Raw genomic sequence first — 19,392 nt, forward strand, 5'->3', positions numbered from 1 at the left:
AGCACTCTCTATGGTGGATAATAACCACCACGTTTGACGAAAAATTGGCGAGTTGTTAAGAACGGCTTTATTCGTCCAGCTGGGGAGCGTTTCAATTATGACAAATGGACTTAAAAAAGGGCTAGCTTGTCTGGCGATTCTTGGGCCACTTGTGCTCTCATCCTGCCTCTTAAATCGAGATCCAAGGCTGGAAAATCAAAAAACCGTTCGCGTTGGCAGCTTTCTTTCGCTTACAGGTCCGGATGCTTCATTCGGATGGAGCACTCGCAAAGGCCTGGAGCTTGCCGTGTCCCAAATAAATGAAAATGGAGGAGTGAGCGGGAAACTCTTGAGCTCATCATTCGAGATGACGGCGGGAAGACAGATAAGGCCATCAAGGCGGTTGATGATTTTGGATCTGATCCCTCATTTGTTGCGATTCTTGGGCAGGCTGCAAGTCAGCTATCGCTGGCGGCAGCGCCTCATGCCCAGAAATATGGAATCCCCATGATAAGCCCTAGCTCTACAAACCCACGAGTCACAGAAGTAGGGGATTTTATTTTTAGAGTCTGTTTTATTGATCCCTTTCAGGGCTACGTCATGGCAAAATTCGCTCGGGAAAACTTGAAAGCTTCACGGGTTGCGATCATTCGCGATCGTCGATCCGAATACAGCATGGGGCTTGCCGAATATTTCGATCGGACATTTAGGTCTATGGGCGGATCCATCGTCGCAGAAGAAGAGTTCGTGGCAGGAGACACTGATTTTAGCAAACAACTCAGTCACATCCGCTCCAAGGGCCCTGAAGCGATATTCATTCCCGGCTACTATTCAGAAGTGGCCCTCATTGCAAAACAGGCGCGACTGATGAGAATTCGGACCCGCTTGCTGGGGGGCGATGGTTGGGATTCTGGAAAATTATTTGAACTCACCCAAGGAGCTCTCAACGGAGCCTACTTTTCCAGTCATTTTTCTCCCGAAAGAAATTCGACTCAGGTCAAAAAATTTGTTGAAACGTATAGGGCAAAATTCAATGAAAGCCCTGATGGTTTTGCAGCAATGGCTTACGATGCGGCCTTTATCTTGGTTGACGCAATCAAAAAAGCGAGGCCTTTCACCCGAAGACAAGTTCGTGACCAAATCGCATTGACTCGAAATTTCCCTGGTGTTACGGGCTCCATCTCGTTGAATTCAAATAGAAATGCTGACAAATCCGCCGTCATTTTTAGAATTGACGGCCCCAATAACCGCTTTGTCACAACAGTCGAGCCCAACTGAGGCTCCTCTGAAGCGCTCCCGAAATGCCGTCCCTCAATTCCATAACTGTAAAATATTCCTATTGCAGCAACGGGCATGACGCGTCAGAATAGGCCCGGAGGTCTGCATAGAGTCCATTCTGTTCTAAATCTACACCAGCAGGGCCCGGAATTTTCCAAAATAAGGAAGAGCAGATGTACATTTTTCGAATCCTTCTTTTGACCCTTGCCATTTTGCTGGCCTCCTTTCGGTCGTCCGCTCAAAATCAAAATTTGGAGGAGCTATCCAACTCTTCGGTCATTAATCAAAAAAATCTCTCTTTTAAGACTTGCAGGGAGAATCATCGCTTTTCCACCAACTCCCAATCGAGTATTTTGAGAATCTGCCTTTCTTCTAATAACGAATTTCGTGATGCCATAAATGATTTTCAAATCTTTACAGTTGTTTATGTAAATGGATCAGTTGCGGAATATACACTTTCCTCTTTCAAAGTTGATCAGTTAAATTCTCATAGATTTGATAGCAATGTGATGAAGGGAATCCTCTTAAATAGAGTTCAAAGTCCTGGTTCGGACCCTGGTATTTTGGTTGAGGGAGCTGTTTTCTTGGTTTTCAAGAAAGGCCAGGAATCGTCAACTACAAGCCCACCCATCATCGTCGGACGCACACCACTTGACGAGCCCTTTTTTGTACCGCAATAAAGAAGCCTCTGAGCCCGAGCTAGGCCATAGAAAGGCCTTTCGCCGCAACCAATCATAAAAAAATCGAGACAAAAGACAAATCCATCGTTATGTTCCTCCCGCTCTGGAGGGAGGGAGAATGTCCACATCTCAACCTATAAGAAGGAATGCAAAATGAAAAACTGTTTTTATGGCCTATGTGCCGCAGTCCTAGCTGCCTCCATGCTTCAATCGCAGGCAAATCCGTCAGAAGGATTTGAATATACCGGGTATTTCCGATCAGGAACGGGGACTAATTCCTTGGGCGGAAACTATGAATGCTTTAACAACAAGAAAACGAGCGGAAACGAATTTCGCATCGGAAATGAATGCGCGACCTATGGCGAAGCCACATTTACCTTTCACCACCTCAAGAGTGAAAAAAATGATCCCTTCTTTAAGAGCCAAATTCGCTTGGCCTATGTCGCCAATGATTTTGGAAAGCCCGGAACAGGCGCACCGGTCACCTATACAAATAATGGCGATGCCACGTTTTCATTGGCAGAAGCTTATGTCCAAGGCGGGAAATTTCAAGATGTTCCCTATACCTTTTGGGCAGGAAAGCGATTCTACCGCGAGCCCGATCTTTTTATGAACGATTGGTTCTATTACGGAAACACGGTTGGCAACGGAGCCGGCGTTGAAGAAATACCAGTGGGCATTGGAAAACTTGCCATTGCCCAGCTTCGCCAGGTGAACACGGATCCTGCTGATGGTGGCAGAACCGAATCGGGAAGACCAGGTATCACATTGTGGGATGCACGTCTCAAAAACATCGCGATCACCGAAAATGACAAGCTTGAATTTTGGGTGGCCTATGGGCATTCGCCTGAGGGCACAAATGCTTTGACTCCCACTACCGTTTATGAAAAAGGCACTGGTTTTATTGTTGGCGCTAAAAATCACTATGAATTTGATGGTGGTTTCTATGATGCTGCATTGATTCGGGGTTCGGGCCTCATGGAATCGCTTGAATTGTCAGGGGATTCTCATCCAGTAAAGGGTACGAGCACGCAACAAGATGCTCTCCGTTGGCGTTTGGTCAATCATGTCCAATATGAGATTCCTAATAGCAAATGGGCCTTTCATGCGGGAATCAGTCACGAACGTTGGGATAATGGAAAAACTGCGAACAATTTAGGGAAATGGACCAGTGTCGGAATCCTCCCTGTTTATTTCCTCACCGACCATGTTCAATTGACTGGCCAATTGGGAGCTTCACTCGTTGATGACGAAAGTGAGCTTGTCAGCGGTAATCCGTTGGGACAACGCACTCTTTACCGAGCGACTATCGCCCCACAGATCGCCATCAATACGAAATTGAGCGCGCGTCCTGTTTTAAGAGCTTACTACACTCAGAGCTGGTGGAACGACAAGAATAAGGGAGGGACATACATTGGAGCAAATGCACCCTCATTTGCCGACAAAACCAGCGGCGCTTCCTACGGTTTCCAAGCTGAAGTTTGGTTTTAAACTGAGTCAGCTTAGCTGGATAAATATCATTTCATTTTGAAAACACAGAAACGGGCCATTTAGGCCCGTTTCTTTTTTGGTTGAACTTTAGCTTAGTTTCTCATTTCATCTCAGACTTCTCATTAACGCTTCAGATTGATCACCTCGGCCAATAATTCATCTGTGGTGGTGATTGTCTTGGCATTCGCTTGAAATCCTCTCTGATTTTGTATGAGATTGACGAATTCTAGGGCTAGATCTACCGTTGACCGCTCCAGTGATTTAGCAAAGATTTTCCCGCGGCCGGCACGATTTGGTTTTCCAACAGCGGGAGATCCCGAGTCACGAGCTTCCTTCAATCGGTTGTTTCCCACTTTGAAAAGGGCTTCTGGATTTTCAAATTTAGCAAGGGCAATCTGGGCCAAATCCTTAGTTGCGCCATTGCTGTACAAAGCCGTGAGAACACCTTCATCGTTGAAAGAAAGGTTGGTGATGGTTCCTGCCGCTGACCCGTCTTGATTCCAACTCATCATATCGGAGTCTTTGCCATACTGCTTCGTACCGTCAAGCCCCTTTCCTTTATCAGTTGTGATGGAATCACCAAAATCAACCTTGATTTGCTGATTCTGAAAGGCTCCACCCTTAAAATTAAAAGTTGAGGAAACCATTTCTTCTGTATCTAATTTCCCGTCAACAGTGAAGGTGAGTTTCCCCTTGCACGCTTCACTCAATCCATCGTCAGCTCCTCCCATCATCTCTTTTCCGTCTACCATTCCTCGATATTCCCAAGTTCTATCAGCCAATTTATTGAAGAACATTGTCATTAAATGTTTGTTCCCTTGTGAGTCGTAAATCTCGACTCCCGTCGAATAATTGGAGCTATCGTAGGGATTTTTTGGATCGAAGACCTTCACCATACCTGGTTCTTGTGCCACTCGAGAATCAAGATTGAGCTCCATCCGAATCTTAGTTGTTCCCTTGGCCGGAATTAAGGCCCGAGGAAATTTGATATCTTCCACTTTATTAATGACAGTCCCATTTTCATCCGCCTCGAACCCCTGCACCCGCTGATTATCATTTGTCACCAAATAGCCTTCCTTATCAAAATGAAAGGAGCCGTCTCGAGAAAAGGATTCACCGTCAGAACCCTTTAAGATGTAGTAGCCGTCGCCAGAGATGGCGAGATCTGTCGCTTTCTCGGTTGCATCGACATTTCCTTGAACGAGAATAGGATTGACGGCTCCAATTTTCACACCGCGACCAATTTGGTTTCCACCCAAAATACCTTTTAAACTTTTTGAGATAATATCTTGAAATTCCGCCCGACTGGCTTTGAATCCAATTGTATTTGCATTGGCGATGTTATCACCAATAACACCCAAGGCTTCACCTTGTGCGCTCAAACCGGACACACCGGTGTAAAGTGAAGAAAGAACACCCATATAAGACCTCCATGTCTTCCGCCACCTCAATCAATCAGTGACGTCTACGGAGGGGCCCCCTCTACGAGGTCCAGCCCCTATTATTTTTTAAAGCACCCAAACATCCTGTCCAGTCCTTACGAATCCAAATCAAATGACGACAGTGGAGTCGATGTTAGTAAATACATTGTCCTTCAATGAATTCCTGTCCATCACTGTCACTACCGTATTATTTTTCACGCTCACAATCATTGCTGAGTCATCAGTCAATATGAGAGTTTCCTTTGCCCCCTTTCCAGCGGCTCTTTCAACAGCGCTTTCAATTTTTCCCAAATATTCAGGTGAGAATGCAATCCCTCGGGCCTGCATTCTCTCAACGGCATGATTAGAGAATCGAATACTCTCCGAGGAAGAATTTTCTCCACGTAGAGCCGATTGGCCTCCAGCTCCCTGATTGATTTGACGCAGAGTCTGTCTAAACCCGCCTTTTTCATCCAATCCCTTTGGAGCCAAAACAGTGTCTCTTTGTCTCTGTAGGCCCTCAAGTGACTGAATCTTTCCAGTATTTAAAACTTGACTCACAATCCCGCCTCGATCCCCTGCTTTTTCATCTCATTCACCATTTCGCGACTCATGCCCACCGTTTCCAAATTGTTCTCTAATTGAGAAGAAACCGAGCCCGAAGATTCTGCAACCGATGGCCTTTTTGCTTGCGGGCCAGACTTCTGAGTAGTGGGTAAAACCGTATTGACTTGTCTTGCCACTTTCCCCTGAGTCAATTGCGAAGGATCCACAATTTTCTTAACATCACTCAAGTGAATACTTTGATTGCCCACAATAAGAAGTGGTCCCTTAGGAGTGAAATTCACCCCGCTGATTGTTCCCTCAAATTTTGTCTCAGTGCCAACCTTGACCCCATTGGAGGCGAGGGCTTCAAATACAATTCGATACTCTCCCGCACGAGCTGGCTGTCCATCTTCAGTTAATCCGTTCCAACTCAACTCATTTTTACCTTTTTTGACATCGCTCAAACTCAACTCTCGAATAGTTTGATTATTGGCATCCATAATTTTGACTTTGACATCGCTTGCATCGCCCAAGAGATCATAAACCACATCGTGAGTTTCTTTTTCGTCAGTTCGGCTGATTCGTGACGAATCCCCGCTGACCCCCTTTCCTATGAGGCCGAGGGCTGCGAAATCATTTTTCGGACTTGTGGCCTTTGTGAGATCTCCAATCCCTTTGTCAATATTTCCCAGACTTTCAAGAGACGAAAACTGGGCCAATTGTGCTGCCATTTCATGATTTTCCATCGGATTTGTTGGATCCTGATTTTTCAATTGAGCGAGAAGTAGTTTTAAAAAAGCATCCCGATCCAGCTCATTGTTTCCGACTCTCCTCGTTTTTGCTGGATCGACCCAATTTGGATCGGCCACTTTATTTAAAACCTCACCGAGGTCTTTGTTCCCAAAGGCCTTTTTGTAATCTTCTGGGGAAACCTCATTTCCAACGGCCGGCTTCAATGCTGATTGCTGAACTGAATTTGACCAGGTTTGAGTGGAGTTCTTAATGTTAATCATTCAAGCTCCGGTCGTTCATCATGCCACCAAATCCAATCTTCGACTCCCATTTCTAGGCTTTGATCTCATCGATGGAATTGATTGATCCACACTGTCATCCTGAGCTTGTGATCGATAATTTTTCATTGCAGGCATATCCACGAAGCCTTGGCGCCAATTTTGATTGTTCTGCCGAAATTCCTCAAGGAACTGACGAACATGACTTTGATTTTGATCCTGCATATTCTGATCCATGTGCTTCGAAATGTTATCAGGAGAACCAATTTTGATTTGGTCAACATTTATACGATGTGAAGAAAAGGTCTCCCTGAGATCAGCAAGCCCGTTTTCCAAAAGTTTCTTTGTATTCGCGTTTGACGCAATCATCTCGATATTGATTCGACCGCCGTCGCTCATGACTTTGAGTGTAACCTCGCCGACCCCTTCCGGATTCAGCTTGATTTTCATTTCTCCACCACCGTTTTTAACCAAGACTTGGGCCTGATCAACAACATCACGAACATTGGAAGATTCTTGAGCTGAAGTCATTTTCGGCATTTGAATTAAAAATTGATTGCCCTTTGCCCCTTCATGCTTCGGAGTATTTGCCAAGCCAGAAATCTGATCAGAGAGCTGATCAGAAAGTTGCTGTTCGCCCTGAAACTCCCTTTTTCCTTCCCTTTGGTTCTCAGCTCTTGACTGAGAAATTGAATGTGCCGACAAATCGTTCTTCTCAGATTTCCGAGTACCCCACTCAGGACCAGTGAAGCGAGTTTCCGCCTGATTAAGAACACCATCAAGGTCTTGCGACTCAAATGATTTATCCTGGGATTCTTCCTGAGCAAGGCCGGAGAGATTCACCGGAAATGCCATTGTTTGATCAGCTTCCGTGTTTTGCGAAAATGCCGAAACTTCACTTCGAATAGCCGGAATTTCTGCTTCGCTCAAATGCGCAGCATTGGCGCCCTGGTCAGATTGTCCAGACGCTTTCACTTCTGAATTCAACATATCTGATTCACTCGCAGTTGCCTCGATGGATCGATTATCTCCCACGAATGTCTCAAAGCCACGAGGCCTTGCCCCACTTGCAGTATTCCGGCTCGTGGACAATTCAGCCCCGAGATCCGAAGTAAATCCTTGTGGAATAATTTGGCCGCTCTCAGCGACTGAAAGTATTCCGTTTGAGGGGCTCATTCCGGTAGAAGAAGAGTTTCTTGAATCAAACTCACTGACAACACCCTTTTTGCCTCCCATTGGTCCAATCGTTTCGTCATTTTTGGTTTCCTTATCCTGGCGCACTATTTGATTGTCTACAAAAAAAGCCTGCGACATTCTGTCTAAGGACGCACTGAGGGCCTTCTTTCGAGCTTCGTCTGCTGAAATAACTTCAAGCGAAACCTGCCGATCATTTCCATTTAGATATTCCCCAACATTGGACGGCGACGTCTGCTTAAGCAAGTTTTGAAAGAGCTCAAGGGCACGACCTCTTTCACTGCTTTCAAGCCCCAGTTGATCGACGATTTTTTCTACTGATGCCTCTGGTGGGGCTACAAGATCATTAGCCGAAAGCTGAGAAAAGGCCGCCACAATTTGACCTGCATCAACTCCGACATCCTCTTCCATCTTTTTCAAAAAGCCCTGCATCGCCAGACGGCGAGTCAATTGATCCACCGAAGGGTTCAATCGACTTTGCAATTCTGGATTTGCTCCTTCGGACGAGTCCTCGATCTCTTCCATGACATTCTGAGAATTTGGTTTCCCGGCGTCTGCTATTTCTCCACTTGGAGATTCTGTCAGCTTCATCTGCTTTTCGATATTTTTTCTAAAATCGCGAGCCACTTTCGAATCGCCCTGACGAATGGGCGAAGTCATTCTATCTGACTGATCTCTCGGAATCTGGTTGGCACTCAATGCTGACAAGTTGTTTACCATATTGAACTATCGCCTTTTATATCCTGCAAATTTTTCTGAAATAATCTGTGCCTTGCTCGGTTCAAGCAAGTTCATAATCTCCGCGGCATTCTTTTTCTTCATTTGACCCAGAACCTCGATAGCGAGGTCTTCGTTCAAAGTCCCGATTACCTTTGCAGCTTGTTGCGGTTTCATATTCGAATAAAACTCCACCAATGTTTTCACTTTTTGCTGGTCAACTTCAACTTTATCTTTCAGGACCCCGGCAATTTGAACTCGGATCCTCTCCAGATGTTGAATACGTTCTTCAATCTCACTCTTCTGCTTATGCAATTCCTCTTCCAACTCGTTCAGCTCCTTTTCTCTTAGGTCCAACTCCTTTTTCCTCTCATTTAACTTACTGAAATAACTTAGGTCTTTAGAGTCTATTGTTTTTGAAGAATCGGCTTCGTGACTAAGGTCAGAGGATTTTTTTTCCGCATCTGAATCTTTGCCAGCGGATATTTTTTCCGGTTCCTTATCGGACTTTTGAGCCGATCCAGGACTTGGTTCATTCGCAAAAACTTCCGAAAAAACTCCGAATTCGATCCGATCAATGAACTTTTCTAAAATTCCTGGTTCAGAGACAAACAGAACCAAGAATCCAAATCCTGACATAAGGAGCAAGGAAATGGTCAAAAAAGCAGGATTCAGTTTAATTCTCTTTGAACTTCTCCGCTTTATTCCAAAAGCTTTTCGAAGGGACTGTTCAGTTTCTATAGAGCCAGCGGGACCGTGACTGGAAACCGAATTCGAATTCAATCCTCGACCAAGAGACATGTTCACAGCCTTTTTTGAAGGAACTTGCCCAGAATTTTCTTTTGCCTTTTTAAAAAAATGATCATATCCCGAATTCATTCTGATGCCTCCCTTTTGTGCCGCATCGTTACCATTTCATCGATGTCCTTGATTTCGTCTCGCCTCATTTTTCGAACAAAATCAAAGTATCTTCGAGACTTTAGTTTTTCTAAAGATTTGAATTGCTTCACGGCTTCAAGAAGAGCCTCATGCTTGGATTCTGCCTCCATCATGAGTGCTCTAACACTTATTCTCTCGGCTTCAATTTTGGATTTTATTCCAATTAGAAAATCAACTCGCATCTGGATAGACGCTACTTGTCCGCTCTCCAAACTTTGGATTTCCTGTATTTCAAGGCGTGTTCGATCTGTGAGGAGATACAATTCGTTGATCCGATCAAGCGCATCATCAACCCTCTTTTTTGCTTGATAATATTGAATCTGAGCTTCCTCTTTGAGACGCTGTCGATACGCAAGGGCCGATTGGAGAGGAAATCGGAATTTCAATCCCTTATCCTCCTAAAATTCGTTGCATCAGTTTCAAGGTCTGGAGTGGAGCACTTGTCTCACGCTCTCCTTGTCGCAAAAATTCATCGATAGATTCATGAACGTCTACAGCGCGATCAATTTTGGCATTGGAACCCGCCTTGTAGGCTCCAATATTAATAAGATCCTCTGCCTCTCCGTAAATAGCTAGATTTTCACGCAGAGCAAGAGCAAGTGCCTGGTGCTCCTCTGATATAATATGCCTCATGACACGGCTTGTGCTCTGTAAAACGTCAATCGCCGGAAAGTGTCCTCTTTGCGCCATTGAGCGACTCAATACGATGTGGCCATCCACAATTGAACGAACCGAATCAGCGATTGGGTCATCCATATCGTCTCCCTCAACCAAAACCGTGTACAGGCCTGTGATTGATCCACAATTCTCAAACCTTCCGGCCCGCTCAAGTAATTTTGGTAGAAGCGAAAAAACACTCGGAGTGTAACCCTTTTGCGCAGGTGGCTCTCCTGTGCTCAAGCCAATTTCCCTTTGGGCCATTCCGAATCGAGTCAAGGAATCCATCATCAAAAGAACATTTTGGCCCTGTTCACAAAAGAACTCCGCAATTGTTGTCGCAAAAAAGGCGGCTCTCATTCGCAAGAGCGGACTTTGGTCCGGAGTTGCCACAATAACAACAGATTTCTTAAGACCCTCGGGGCCCAGGTTTTGCTCCATAAATTCACGAACTTCTCGCCCTCGCTCACCAATAAGAGCAATGACGTTTATGTCGGCCGTTGTATTTCGCGCGATCATTCCCAACAATACAGATTTTCCAACACCTGAACCTGCCATGATGCCCACTCTTTGCCCCTGTCCTATCGTCAGCAACCCATCAATGGCCCTCACGCCAAGGCTCAAAGGGGTATCAATGGGTGGGCGAAATAGGGGGTTCGTGATATCATTGTAGAGCGGTCTATCTCCCGATACGTTTAGGTCACCTTTGCCATCAATTGCCTTTCCCAGACCATCAACCACCCTTCCCAACAGTTCCGGTCCCGTAGGCACAGTGGCTCTCAGCCGCAAGAGTTCAATTTTCGAACCCAAGCCCACTCCCCTCATCTCTCCGAGTGGCATCAGTACGATCTGTCTATCTTGAAAGCCAACAACCTCGGCAAAAAATGAGGATTTCAGTCCACTCGGATAAACCGCACAAACACTCCCGACACATGCTCCAGGTAAAAATCCCTTCAAAGTAAAACCGGTTACTTGTGTGATTTTTCCAATATCTTTTGTCACTTTGGTCATTGATAGGGCCGAAAGATACTTTTGCGCATCAAATTCCGCTTGATTCATGATTTATCTGTTCTCTCCACCCGCGGATACTTTTGGCATGCGATCGCGTAGATCAGCCAAAACTCGGTCAACTCGCTGTTCGATTGTCGCATCTATGGCTCCGTAATTTGTCTCAACCAAGCATCCGCCTGACCGAATACCATCACCGACTTCCAGTTTTATTCGTTTGAGCTCCTCAGACTTTTTCCCACCTTTTTTTCGAAACTCCTCAATTGTCGCCAGATCCTCTGCCGACACAAATAATGTGATATCCTCATCTTTATGAACATCCGCCATGACTACCTGAAGTGTATAAAATATGCTTTGTGGATCATCGGAAATTTGGCGAAGGGCTATACGACCGGCCACCTGGATAAGTAATTCCATGAGTTGCCTCTCATTTTCTGCCAAAAATCGATTTCTCAAATTTTCAAAATGATTAAGTAGACCATCAAGTTTTACGAGCCTCTCTTCAATTTCCGACTTCTTCTCCCCAAAAGCGAGCTCTCTGCCCTCAATCAGACCAAGGTCAAAGGCCTCACGATATCCCTTTTCCTCAAACTCCTTAACCTTTTGTAAAACCAATTCTTCGATCTTGTCGTCAATTCCCTTCTTCTGAAGGTCCGCCATCCTTGTTTGAGTTAAAACTAAATCAGAAATCTTGAAATCAGAAGCCATGGAACCTTGGGACGATAGAAAATCACTCGTCTGCTCACTCACAGCCATGGGGAATGTCTTTGGATGATAATCGAAAATAATTTTTTCGGAATTTTCACTTTTTACAATGCTTGAGCTCTGTTTCATACAGTCCCGCCTGTAAATTGATTACACAAGAGCATCTTCAGATCCACCGCGTGCAATAAGAATTTTACCTTCGGTTTCAAGTCTTCTCGCCACATTTACAATCTCCACTTGCGCCGTTTCAACATCGGAGAGTCGAGAAGGTCCCAAATTTGATAAATCATCTTTAAGAAGGTTTGCAGCTCTCTGCGAAATATTTTTGAAGATTTTAAGCCGAATTTCCTCGTTCGCAGTCTTCAAAGCCAACAATAGTTTGTCGTTAGGAACTTCCTTGAGAAGCGTTTGAATGCCCCGATCGTCGATTTTAACAATGTCCTCAAACACAAACATGAGTTTGCGAATTTCTTCGGCAAGTATCGGATCTTTTTCTTCGATTCTTGCCATAATAGCTGTCTCGGTGTTTTTATCCATAACGTTCAGCATTTCAGCAACCGGCTGAACCCCACCAAGAGCAGCCTGTTCAACCGTTCCTACGCTTGCCAATTCGGCCTTGAGCACGCGGTCTACTTCTGCAATAAGTTCAGGAGCAACATGATCCAGGTTTGCCAAACGCAAGACCACTTCAGACTGCAGAGTTTCAGGCAATCTCTTAAGTACCTCACCCTTTTTTTCTGGCTCTAGATGAGCCAAAATCACCGCAATCGTCTGTGGATGCTCATTGATAAGAAAGTTAGACAGAGATTTTGCATCTACCATTTCCAAACTTTCCAACTGCCGTTGAGCAGGAGAGTTGACATTCAAGTGCCCTAATATTCCACGTGCACGTTCCTCTCCAACTGCATCAACAACAGTCTCCTTATTGGTCGTTTTTTCCGAGAAAATGTACTCTGAAGTTTCACTCACCATCTCGTAGTATTCCTCAAGAACACGCTTAGTCACCTCCACCGGCACAATTCTGTACTTCTGCATGGTCGCGAGTAGTTTTCGAATTTCAGCGTCTTCAGTGTGCTTGAAGAGAGTTTTTGCTGCTTCTGCACCCAAATAGTTGAGTAATATGGCAGCTTTTTCAAATCCACGAAGGTTACCGAACTGAATATCCTCAACTTTAATTAATCGCACCACTTAAGAATCCCTCTTTGATAGCCATAAAGAAAAGGCTCCCGCTGCCTTTTCCTGATCCTGCTCCAAATGAGCCAGGATTCGTTCTTTCAGCAATTCACTCTCCGCCTTATTTGGATCTATTGAATCATTCATAATCGGAAGAGCTCCCGACATTCCTGGCAGGGAATTATCGACTGACTGTAGTTCTTCCAGCTCTTCGATCGTTCGTGGCAACATATCCTCCACTGTTTCCTGAAAGGAATCCGTAATCCATCGCATAAATGGTCTAATTACGATAAAGAAGAAAAGCGCGAGACTTAAGCTGAGAATCGACCATTTGAAAAGGGAATGTAATAACTTCTTCCTTTCGAGATTCGTTAACAGTCTTTCTGATTCTGTAAAATCTTCTGTCTGAAATGCTATGTTCTCTATCTTAACACTATCTCCCCTTGCTGCAGAAAAACCGATCGCATTTTTTACGATCGTCTCATATTTGATCAAATCATCTGCTGATCGAGCCACATATTTGTCAGTTAAATCCCCTTGTTCGTTTTTTTCTCGAACCATTATACCGTCCACCAATACGGCCACTGTAATCCGCTCAATGCTACCTGCTGCCTCTTTTACATTTCTTACAGTTTTTGGTACGGAAAAGTTGGTGGTTTTCATCTCCTTACGGACGTTTTGCTTAAAGCCCACCTCACCTGTCTCCTCGGCACCAGGTAAATTCGCCCGAGACCCGGGTATTCCTGTAGGGTTTGTTCGCGATCCATCCAATAGTTCTTCCTCAACAGCTGAACTGCTGACAGCAGTCATTTCGGGATCGACCTTCTCTTCTACCATATTGGATTGTTTCATATTGAGAGTGGCATCAACTCTGGCAACTATTTTTCCTGACCCAAGAACCTTGGACAATATCCCCTCGATACGTTCTTCTAGATTCTCTTCGACCTTTCGTTTCAGATCGAGCAGATCAGAAGATTCGCCGGCCTCGCCGCCCATCTTTCTGGATAACAATTTGCCACGAGAATCCAGTACCGTGATTCTATCTGGATCCAGGGATTCTACAGCACTTCCAATCAAATTCGTTATACCTCGAACTTGTTCTGGGCTCAGATGTTTTCCTGGATGAAGATCGAGTACAACCGAAGCTGACGGCTGTCCTCCCTCTTCAAGAAATGTTTTCTTGGGAGGAATCGCAAGGATCACTTTTGATTGCTTAACCGAAGCGAGCGTATTGATGGCACGCATGAGCTCACCTTGAAGAGCCCTTTGATAATTTATCCGTTGAGCATAGGAAGTGACTCCAAAGTCCTGCTTTTCAAATAACTCTAATCCCACTTGACCAACCTGGGAACTACCAATTTCAGTCATTACCGCCATTTGTGTGGAGTGCAAAAGATCTGAGGGCACAAGTACGGTCGAACCTCCCTCCTCTAGCTTAAATGGAATATTGTTCTTCTGTAGTTTATCTAAAATCAAAGCGAGACGATCAGGAGGGATATTTTTAAAAAGAGCCACATGGTGCGTTCCACTAAGCATGGCCATAACTATTGAAACCGAAATGATCACCATTACCGATGCGGCAAGGAGGGACATCCTTTTCATGGGAGTCAGTCCCTGATAAAACTCTTTAAACTGAGAGACTATCTGGCCAAACAGTTTCTGCAAAATCTACCTCCTAAAATCGGAAACAAGGACCATGAGACACAATTTAGCTATTCATTCTTTAAACTTGCATTTTCATCACTTCATGATACGCATCAATAATCTTATTTCTCACTTGCATCATCAACTTTAAGGCAATATCTGCCTTTTCGGTGGCAATCATCACTTCCGGAATATTTTTCGATTCGCCAGTTGCTAATTTTTGCATCGCCACATCTGCGTCTTTTTGTAAGGTATTGACTGACTGAACTGCCGATTTCAGGGTTTCCGCGAAGGTTTTCTGGCTTGGGTCACTTGGAATTCCAGCTTCCTGGTTTATTTTTGTTGTCCTCTGCTCGCTGAGTGTCCGACCCGTGTGCAGTAGATTCTCGGCATTGCTTATGGTCAAACCATCCATTGCTCACCTCCCTAACTAGTTTATCAAAGACTCTTAAAACTTTCTCTATACATCTTAGAATTAGCGACCAATCTCCAGCGCGCTGATCGCCATGTCTTTACTCGCTTGCATAGCCGAGACGTTTGCCTCGTATGATCGCGTCGCTTGAATCATATTTGCCATTTCTTCCATGAGATTAATATTCGGATAGGCAACGTAGCCTTGATCATTGGCATCTGGGTGATCTGGTTCGTATTTGAGAACGGGGGCCTTCCGATCGACAGTCACGTCAGTCACCTGGACTCTTTGAATATTTCGATCCGGCAGACTCGTGACAATTTCACCAAAGTTTCTGGTCTCAGGCATCGACTCGAAAACAACGTCCTTTCGTCGATATGGCCCCCCTTCGGGAGTTTTTGTTGTATTGATATTGGCGATATTTGATGAGATCGTGTTCATTCTCATTCTTTGCGCCGTCAGTCCACTGGCCGAGACGTTCATTGAATTAGAAAAATCCATTACCTGTTACCCTCTGTCACAGCGTACTTGTATCCAGGCGTTTCAGCATTGGCAATATTTGCCGATGTCACTGATTGGCGAAGAAGTCTCAGATTAATCGATGCCCCCAGGGCGCTCGTTGTCTTGTCAAAAAGATTATTACTCACGGATTCAAAGTCCTTTCGCATCCACGGTATTCCCTAATTTTGTTTCTCAAAGTCCGAATGCTAATCCCAAGTAAATCTGCCGCCTGAGTTCGATTATGTCCCGTGTGTTCAAGGGTTTTCAAAATTAGTACCTTTTCCATTTCTGATACAGTCATCCCGGCCTGAACTCTGTCCTCTTGCCGACTTTCCTGATAGTCAGAAATCATTATGGAATGAGGAGATAATTCTGTATCCTCGCTCAACAACACAGATCGCTCTATGACATTTTTCAGTTCACGGACATTGCCTGGCCAATCCCAACTCTGGAGTTTTTTGGACGCCTCGGCTCCAATACGCTTAAGGGGAATACCGTTCTCACGGCAGGAGATCTCAATAAACCATCGACTGAGAAATTCAATATCCTTTGGGCGCTCCCGAAGAGGAGGCAACACCAAAGGAATTGCGTTGAGGCGATAGAAGAGATCCTCGCGAAACTGATTTCGACGAACCATATCTTTCAAGTCGCGATTGGTGGCCGCAAGGATTCGAACATTTATCTTGATCGGCGCTGCTCCACCCAATCGCTCTACTTCTCCCTCTTGTATGACCCTTAAGAGCTTTGCTTGGAGCACCAGCGGCATTTCGCTGATTTCATCAAGCAAAAATGTACTGTGATTGGCCATTTCAAACCGTCCCACTCTCCGTGAATCAGCGCCTGTAAACGCTCCCCTCTCATGTCCAAAGAGCTCACTTTCGAGAAGTCCCTCGGGTACCGCCGCACAATTCAGGGCCGAGAATCGCTGAGAGGCTCGTGGACTCAACGCATGAATGTAGCGAGCAAGTAGCTCCTTGCCAGTCCCACTTTCTCCCTGAATTAATACGGAAGCACGGCTCGATGCGATACTCTCGACGATTTCTAATATTCGTTTCATCCGTGGATCAGCAGTTTGAATCAGTCCGGTCTTTCGATCATCCATCCTTTACTCCCCTTTGACACCAGACATAGCTGGAATTCTGTTGAGATATTTCTTATAGGAATCTTGCCATTCCGCTTGCTGAAGCCGTTCGGCGGCTAGCTTCTTATAGATCTGACCACTCTCATCCTTCAGTAGTCCCCAAACCTTTTCGGCCGCCCGTATATCTCCCGTTTCATAGAGTATCGATCCCACTTTATAACGAACATAGGCAACGGGACGCCTGTTTTCGAATTGATCCAAAAGCTCGAGGTACGCTTCCACAGCTCCTATGGTCTTTTTTTGTTGATACAGAACATCTCCCCGCTTTTCTAAGGCTGAGATCCACACGTCATCTGCCACTGGCATCTTCTGGACCTTCATCGCTCGAATGAGATTCAAAGTAGTCTCGGCATCAGGCCACTGCTTTTGACGAATCTGCATTTCAGCCAACTTCAAGTAAACAGGGGCGAGCATTTCGGGAGATTTCTTCCAAGCCTCAATCAGCTCCAACAGGTATTTTACGACCTCCTCAGTTTGCCCTTTTTCTTCGGCGACTTTTGCCAAATTTCCCATCCACTCAATTCTTGATTGCGCAGAAAAAGCTTCAGGATTTTTTATTTCTTTCAAATATCTATGCGCTTTGGTGATATCTCTTTGGAGCAAGCAGTTCGTCGAAAGCCGCAAATAGAGCTCGTCAAACTGAGGAAGGTGCTCTATGACTCGCCTTTCTTTCTCTTCCTGAGTACCCTTTATCTTTTGCAGATTTAGGAGAAGCTCTGAATAAATCTTCTCTGACTCATTGTATACGCCAGCCTGCTCATAGGCCTGTCCAAGAAAATAGGGAATATCCAGCCGATCCGGCTTCTTCAACCAAGTCGCTGAAAGCTTAGAAAATTTTCCCAACACATCCATATATCTCTTTTCTTCAGCCATCTTTTTTAGGTCATCAGTGATATTCCTTAATATTCGCTTGTGGAAGAAAGGTAAGCTCGACGAAGTCGGATGACTTTGATAGAAGCTCACTAGGTATCCGAGGGCTCTCTCATATTCTCCACGACGATAATATCCGTCAGAAACCATAAGATTTATGAATTCATCCATCTTAGGCAGCGACGATTTGACCGCGATCTCGTTCATTTCATCAACAGCACGTTTGAGTTCCTTTTCCTTCATTCCCTTCATCTGTTGACTGAGCATTCTAACTCTTGCCACACCAGCTCCTGGACTATCATGAAATCTGAAGTAACTTTCTAGATAGCCACCCATCACTCTGCTTTGGTCAACTCCCATAATCTCCATGAGTTCCCCAACTCGGGTCATCGCATACCCATCGTGATCGTGGTTTGGAAAATATTTGAGAAAATTGACGTAGGCTTCAAGACTGTTCCGATAGTCTCCTGTCCAAAAATAACTTTCTGCCATATTATAGAGAGCATTTGGAAATCTCTTTTCAAAACTCGGCAAAGAATTCAATGCCGCTTGATACAGAGAAATGGCCTCTTTGTAATCACGCCGCGAAAAAGCGACATCCCCTAAACGATAGGTCGCCTCATTTGAAAACATCTTATCTTTGGCGGTTTTCCCTAGATTTTCGTAGGTTCGTGTGGCTTCCTCATATTTTCCCAACTGAACATAGACGGCACCAATTGCGCGTCTAACTGGATCCGTGTGTGGGGATTCTGGATATTTCTCTAAGAATCGTTGAAGATTCTGAAGCGCCGTGAGAGCTTCTCCCCGTTCTAGAACCGAATAACTCAGAATGAGTTCCGTTCGCTCCGCCAAAGGTGAATCCGGATACCTTGCCAGAAGATATTGGTACTCGTCATAGGCCCTCTGAAAGTGATAAGTCAATTTTTCATCCTGATAGAGGGAATAATGTATCTCAGCAGCCATATTGCGCACGATTTCGTCATAGATGCTTTTCGGAAACTTACGATTGAAATACTCGTATGTCTTAAGAAATGCAGCCTTTCGACCCTTTAAGAATAGGGTCAATAAAAAGCGGGCCTGCTTATTTTCATCGTCATTTCGTGGAGCAATGACGTACTCAGGACTATTTTCCAAAAGCTTTGGTAACTCGCTGGACGACATTTGCAGCATGGGAAATCTAATAAAGATATTTTGCTTGCTCGCTATTATCGCATCCTCTTTAATCTCAAATTCCTTTACTCGAAATCGATTGTAGTCGGGATCATTTCCATCAAAAACGCCGCCCGTTTGTGTAAGTGTTTTTTTGGTTTGATCGGAGGTCTTTTCTCCCGCTTGCTCCGCGGCTAGCAATTCACTCCCAGCAGGAGATCGCTGAAGACTCTTCTTTACGTAGTCCGCTCGCCCCACTGCTAATTTTTTTACTCCTCTTCCTTGCTTCCTCGGATTTTTTATCTTCTGGATTCGGAGTCGTTGTATTCACGCTGTTCTTTATTTGTGGATTTGGAGCCTCTCGATAGATATCAATAATGAGCCGCGAGGGATCATCTGTAAGATAGTCGAAGCTATCAATATTGTTTTCAGTCAAGTTAAACGTCAAAATGTATTTTCCGTCCGCTCCCGCTTTGTCCAATTCAACTGAAGATACGAGGGCATCAGACCAAGCTTTGAGCTTTGCTTCGGTTGGCAAATCAAATGACGATAAGGCCAAACGAATTCGCTTTCCCACTCGGGTAACTTCGTAGTCCCACTGATTTTGACCCCGAAACTCAATGTGGGTGGCATCCCCTATTCTGGAAATTTCTCCCGAGACTCCAGTAGCAAAGGCTGGACCAGGCGTAAATAAATATAATAGAGGAAGAACCAGGGCCTTCATCAGAGAGTGAGACCAAAATGAGCCGTCAAAATGGCGACTGAAACTCGTGCGAATCAACCATGGTCGAGGCCGAGCTTTGCCGTAGATTTTCAATAAGTTAATCTGTGCTTTGTCAATTTTTCTCACCATGACCAAGCTCGCCCCCTTGACGTC

18 protein-coding genes and 1 pseudogene are annotated in these 19,392 nt (G+C 44.9%); 3 read left to right on the forward strand and 16 right to left on the reverse strand.

Annotation, left to right across the window (positions count from 1 at the left end; translation table 11 throughout):
- Window positions 1-97: 97 nt before the first annotated feature.
- From IPJ71_14455 to IPJ71_14465, 3 genes and pseudogenes are all read left to right on the forward strand, one after another.
- A pseudogene (locus IPJ71_14455) lies at window positions 98-1,257 on the forward strand (ABC transporter substrate-binding protein).
- Between the two features lie 173 nt (window positions 1,258-1,430).
- Window positions 1,431-1,937 carry a hypothetical protein gene (locus IPJ71_14460; GenBank protein ID MBK7844864.1) on the forward strand — a complete coding sequence of 169 codons (507 nt, stop codon included), beginning with the start codon at window positions 1,431-1,433 and terminating at the stop codon, window positions 1,935-1,937.
- Between the two features lie 153 nt (window positions 1,938-2,090).
- Window positions 2,091-3,428 carry a carbohydrate porin gene (locus tag IPJ71_14465; protein ID MBK7844865.1) on the forward strand — a complete coding sequence of 446 codons (1,338 nt, stop codon included), beginning with the start codon at window positions 2,091-2,093 and terminating at the stop codon, window positions 3,426-3,428.
- A gap of 122 nt (window positions 3,429-3,550) precedes the next feature.
- On the opposite strand, the gene IPJ71_14470 is transcribed toward IPJ71_14465, so the two are convergent.
- From IPJ71_14470 to IPJ71_14545, 16 genes are all read right to left on the reverse strand, one after another.
- Window positions 3,551-4,849, reverse strand: a complete 1,299-nt coding sequence (locus IPJ71_14470; protein MBK7844866.1) for a flagellar hook protein FlgE — start codon at window positions 4,847-4,849, stop codon at window positions 3,551-3,553.
- 129 nt (window positions 4,850-4,978) lie between these two features.
- Window positions 4,979-5,341 carry a hypothetical protein gene (locus IPJ71_14475; GenBank protein ID MBK7844867.1) on the reverse strand — a complete coding sequence of 121 codons (363 nt, stop codon included), beginning with the start codon at window positions 5,339-5,341 and terminating at the stop codon, window positions 4,979-4,981.
- A 65-nt stretch (window positions 5,342-5,406) separates the two neighbouring features.
- Window positions 5,407-6,408 (reverse strand): flagellar biosynthesis protein FlgD, encoded by a 1,002-nt coding sequence (locus tag IPJ71_14480; GenBank protein MBK7844868.1) that lies wholly within the window; start codon window positions 6,406-6,408, stop codon window positions 5,407-5,409.
- A gap of 18 nt (window positions 6,409-6,426) precedes the next feature.
- Entirely contained in the window at window positions 6,427-8,307 is a 1,881-nt protein-coding gene (locus IPJ71_14485; GenBank protein ID MBK7844869.1) for a flagellar hook-length control protein FliK, read from the reverse strand.
- An 18-nt stretch (window positions 8,308-8,325) separates the two neighbouring features.
- Entirely contained in the window at window positions 8,326-9,195 is an 870-nt protein-coding gene (locus tag IPJ71_14490; protein MBK7844870.1) for a hypothetical protein, read from the reverse strand.
- Entirely contained in the window at window positions 9,192-9,641 is a 450-nt protein-coding gene (gene fliJ, locus IPJ71_14495; GenBank protein MBK7844871.1) for a flagellar export protein FliJ, read from the reverse strand. Before fliJ ends, IPJ71_14490 begins: the two co-directional genes overlap by 4 nt.
- Window positions 9,642-9,645: 4 nt before the next feature.
- Window positions 9,646-10,971: a FliI/YscN family ATPase gene (locus IPJ71_14500; protein MBK7844872.1), complete on the reverse strand. Its 1,326-nt coding sequence runs from the start codon at window positions 10,969-10,971 to the stop codon at window positions 9,646-9,648.
- A 3-nt stretch (window positions 10,972-10,974) separates the two neighbouring features.
- Window positions 10,975-11,754, reverse strand: a complete 780-nt coding sequence (locus IPJ71_14505; GenBank protein MBK7844873.1) for a hypothetical protein — start codon at window positions 11,752-11,754, stop codon at window positions 10,975-10,977.
- A 21-nt stretch (window positions 11,755-11,775) separates the two neighbouring features.
- Window positions 11,776-12,810: a flagellar motor switch protein FliG gene (fliG, locus tag IPJ71_14510; protein MBK7844874.1), complete on the reverse strand. Its 1,035-nt coding sequence runs from the start codon at window positions 12,808-12,810 to the stop codon at window positions 11,776-11,778.
- A gap of 3 nt (window positions 12,811-12,813) precedes the next feature.
- Entirely contained in the window at window positions 12,814-14,463 is a 1,650-nt protein-coding gene (fliF, locus tag IPJ71_14515) for a flagellar M-ring protein FliF (GenBank protein MBK7844875.1), read from the reverse strand.
- Between the two features lie 58 nt (window positions 14,464-14,521).
- Complete coding sequence (fliE, locus tag IPJ71_14520) at window positions 14,522-14,857, reverse strand: flagellar hook-basal body complex protein FliE (protein ID MBK7844876.1); 336 nt, start codon at window positions 14,855-14,857, stop codon at window positions 14,522-14,524.
- A gap of 60 nt (window positions 14,858-14,917) precedes the next feature.
- The gene (gene flgC / locus IPJ71_14525) at window positions 14,918-15,355 is read right to left on the reverse strand and encodes a flagellar basal body rod protein FlgC (GenBank protein ID MBK7844877.1); all 438 of its coding nucleotides are present in this window, start codon (window positions 15,353-15,355) and stop codon (window positions 14,918-14,920) included.
- On the reverse strand, window positions 15,355-15,522 hold the full coding sequence (locus tag IPJ71_14530) for a hypothetical protein (protein ID MBK7844878.1): 168 nt from the start codon (window positions 15,520-15,522) through the stop codon (window positions 15,355-15,357). Before IPJ71_14530 ends, flgC begins: the two co-directional genes overlap by 1 nt.
- Window positions 15,498-16,457, reverse strand: coding sequence for a sigma-54-dependent Fis family transcriptional regulator (locus IPJ71_14535; GenBank protein MBK7844879.1), 960 nt, complete (start codon window positions 16,455-16,457; stop codon window positions 15,498-15,500). Before IPJ71_14535 ends, IPJ71_14530 begins: the two co-directional genes overlap by 25 nt.
- Window positions 16,458-16,460: 3 nt before the next feature.
- Window positions 16,461-18,773, reverse strand: a complete 2,313-nt coding sequence (locus tag IPJ71_14540; GenBank protein ID MBK7844880.1) for a tetratricopeptide repeat protein — start codon at window positions 18,771-18,773, stop codon at window positions 16,461-16,463.
- A complete protein-coding gene (locus IPJ71_14545; protein MBK7844881.1) occupies window positions 18,718-19,368 on the reverse strand; it encodes a hypothetical protein in 651 nt (216 codons plus the stop codon). The genes IPJ71_14540 and IPJ71_14545 overlap by 56 nt, the downstream gene beginning before the upstream one ends.
- Between the last annotated feature and the right edge of the window lie 24 nt (window positions 19,369-19,392).

This window comes from Bdellovibrionales bacterium, from assembly GCA_016714165.1.
GTDB lineage: Bacteria > Bdellovibrionota > Bdellovibrionia > Bdellovibrionales > UBA1609 > JADJVA01.

Coding starts and splice junctions, on each gene's coding strand:
- IPJ71_14460 (MBK7844864.1), top strand. CDS start 1,431: ATGTACATTTTTCGAATCCTTCTTTTGACCCTTGCCATTTTGCTGGCC.
- IPJ71_14465 (MBK7844865.1), top strand. CDS start 2,091: ATGAAAAACTGTTTTTATGGCCTATGTGCCGCAGTCCTAGCTGCCTCC.
- IPJ71_14470 (MBK7844866.1), bottom strand. CDS start 4,849: ATGGGTGTTCTTTCTTCACTTTACACCGGTGTGTCCGGTTTGAGCGCA.
- IPJ71_14480 (MBK7844868.1), bottom strand. CDS start 6,408: ATGATTAACATTAAGAACTCCACTCAAACCTGGTCAAATTCAGTTCAG.
- IPJ71_14490 (MBK7844870.1), bottom strand. CDS start 9,195: ATGAATTCGGGATATGATCATTTTTTTAAAAAGGCAAAAGAAAATTCT.
- IPJ71_14500 (MBK7844872.1), bottom strand. CDS start 10,971: ATGAATCAAGCGGAATTTGATGCGCAAAAGTATCTTTCGGCCCTATCA.
- IPJ71_14505 (MBK7844873.1), bottom strand. CDS start 11,754: ATGAAACAGAGCTCAAGCATTGTAAAAAGTGAAAATTCCGAAAAAATT.
- fliE (MBK7844876.1), bottom strand. CDS start 14,857: ATGGATGGTTTGACCATAAGCAATGCCGAGAATCTACTGCACACGGGT.
- flgC (MBK7844877.1), bottom strand. CDS start 15,355: ATGGATTTTTCTAATTCAATGAACGTCTCGGCCAGTGGACTGACGGCG.
- IPJ71_14530 (MBK7844878.1), bottom strand. CDS start 15,522: ATGCGAAAGGACTTTGAATCCGTGAGTAATAATCTTTTTGACAAGACA.
- IPJ71_14535 (MBK7844879.1), bottom strand. CDS start 16,457: ATGGATGATCGAAAGACCGGACTGATTCAAACTGCTGATCCACGGATG.
- IPJ71_14545 (MBK7844881.1), bottom strand. CDS start 19,368: ATGGTGAGAAAAATTGACAAAGCACAGATTAACTTATTGAAAATCTAC.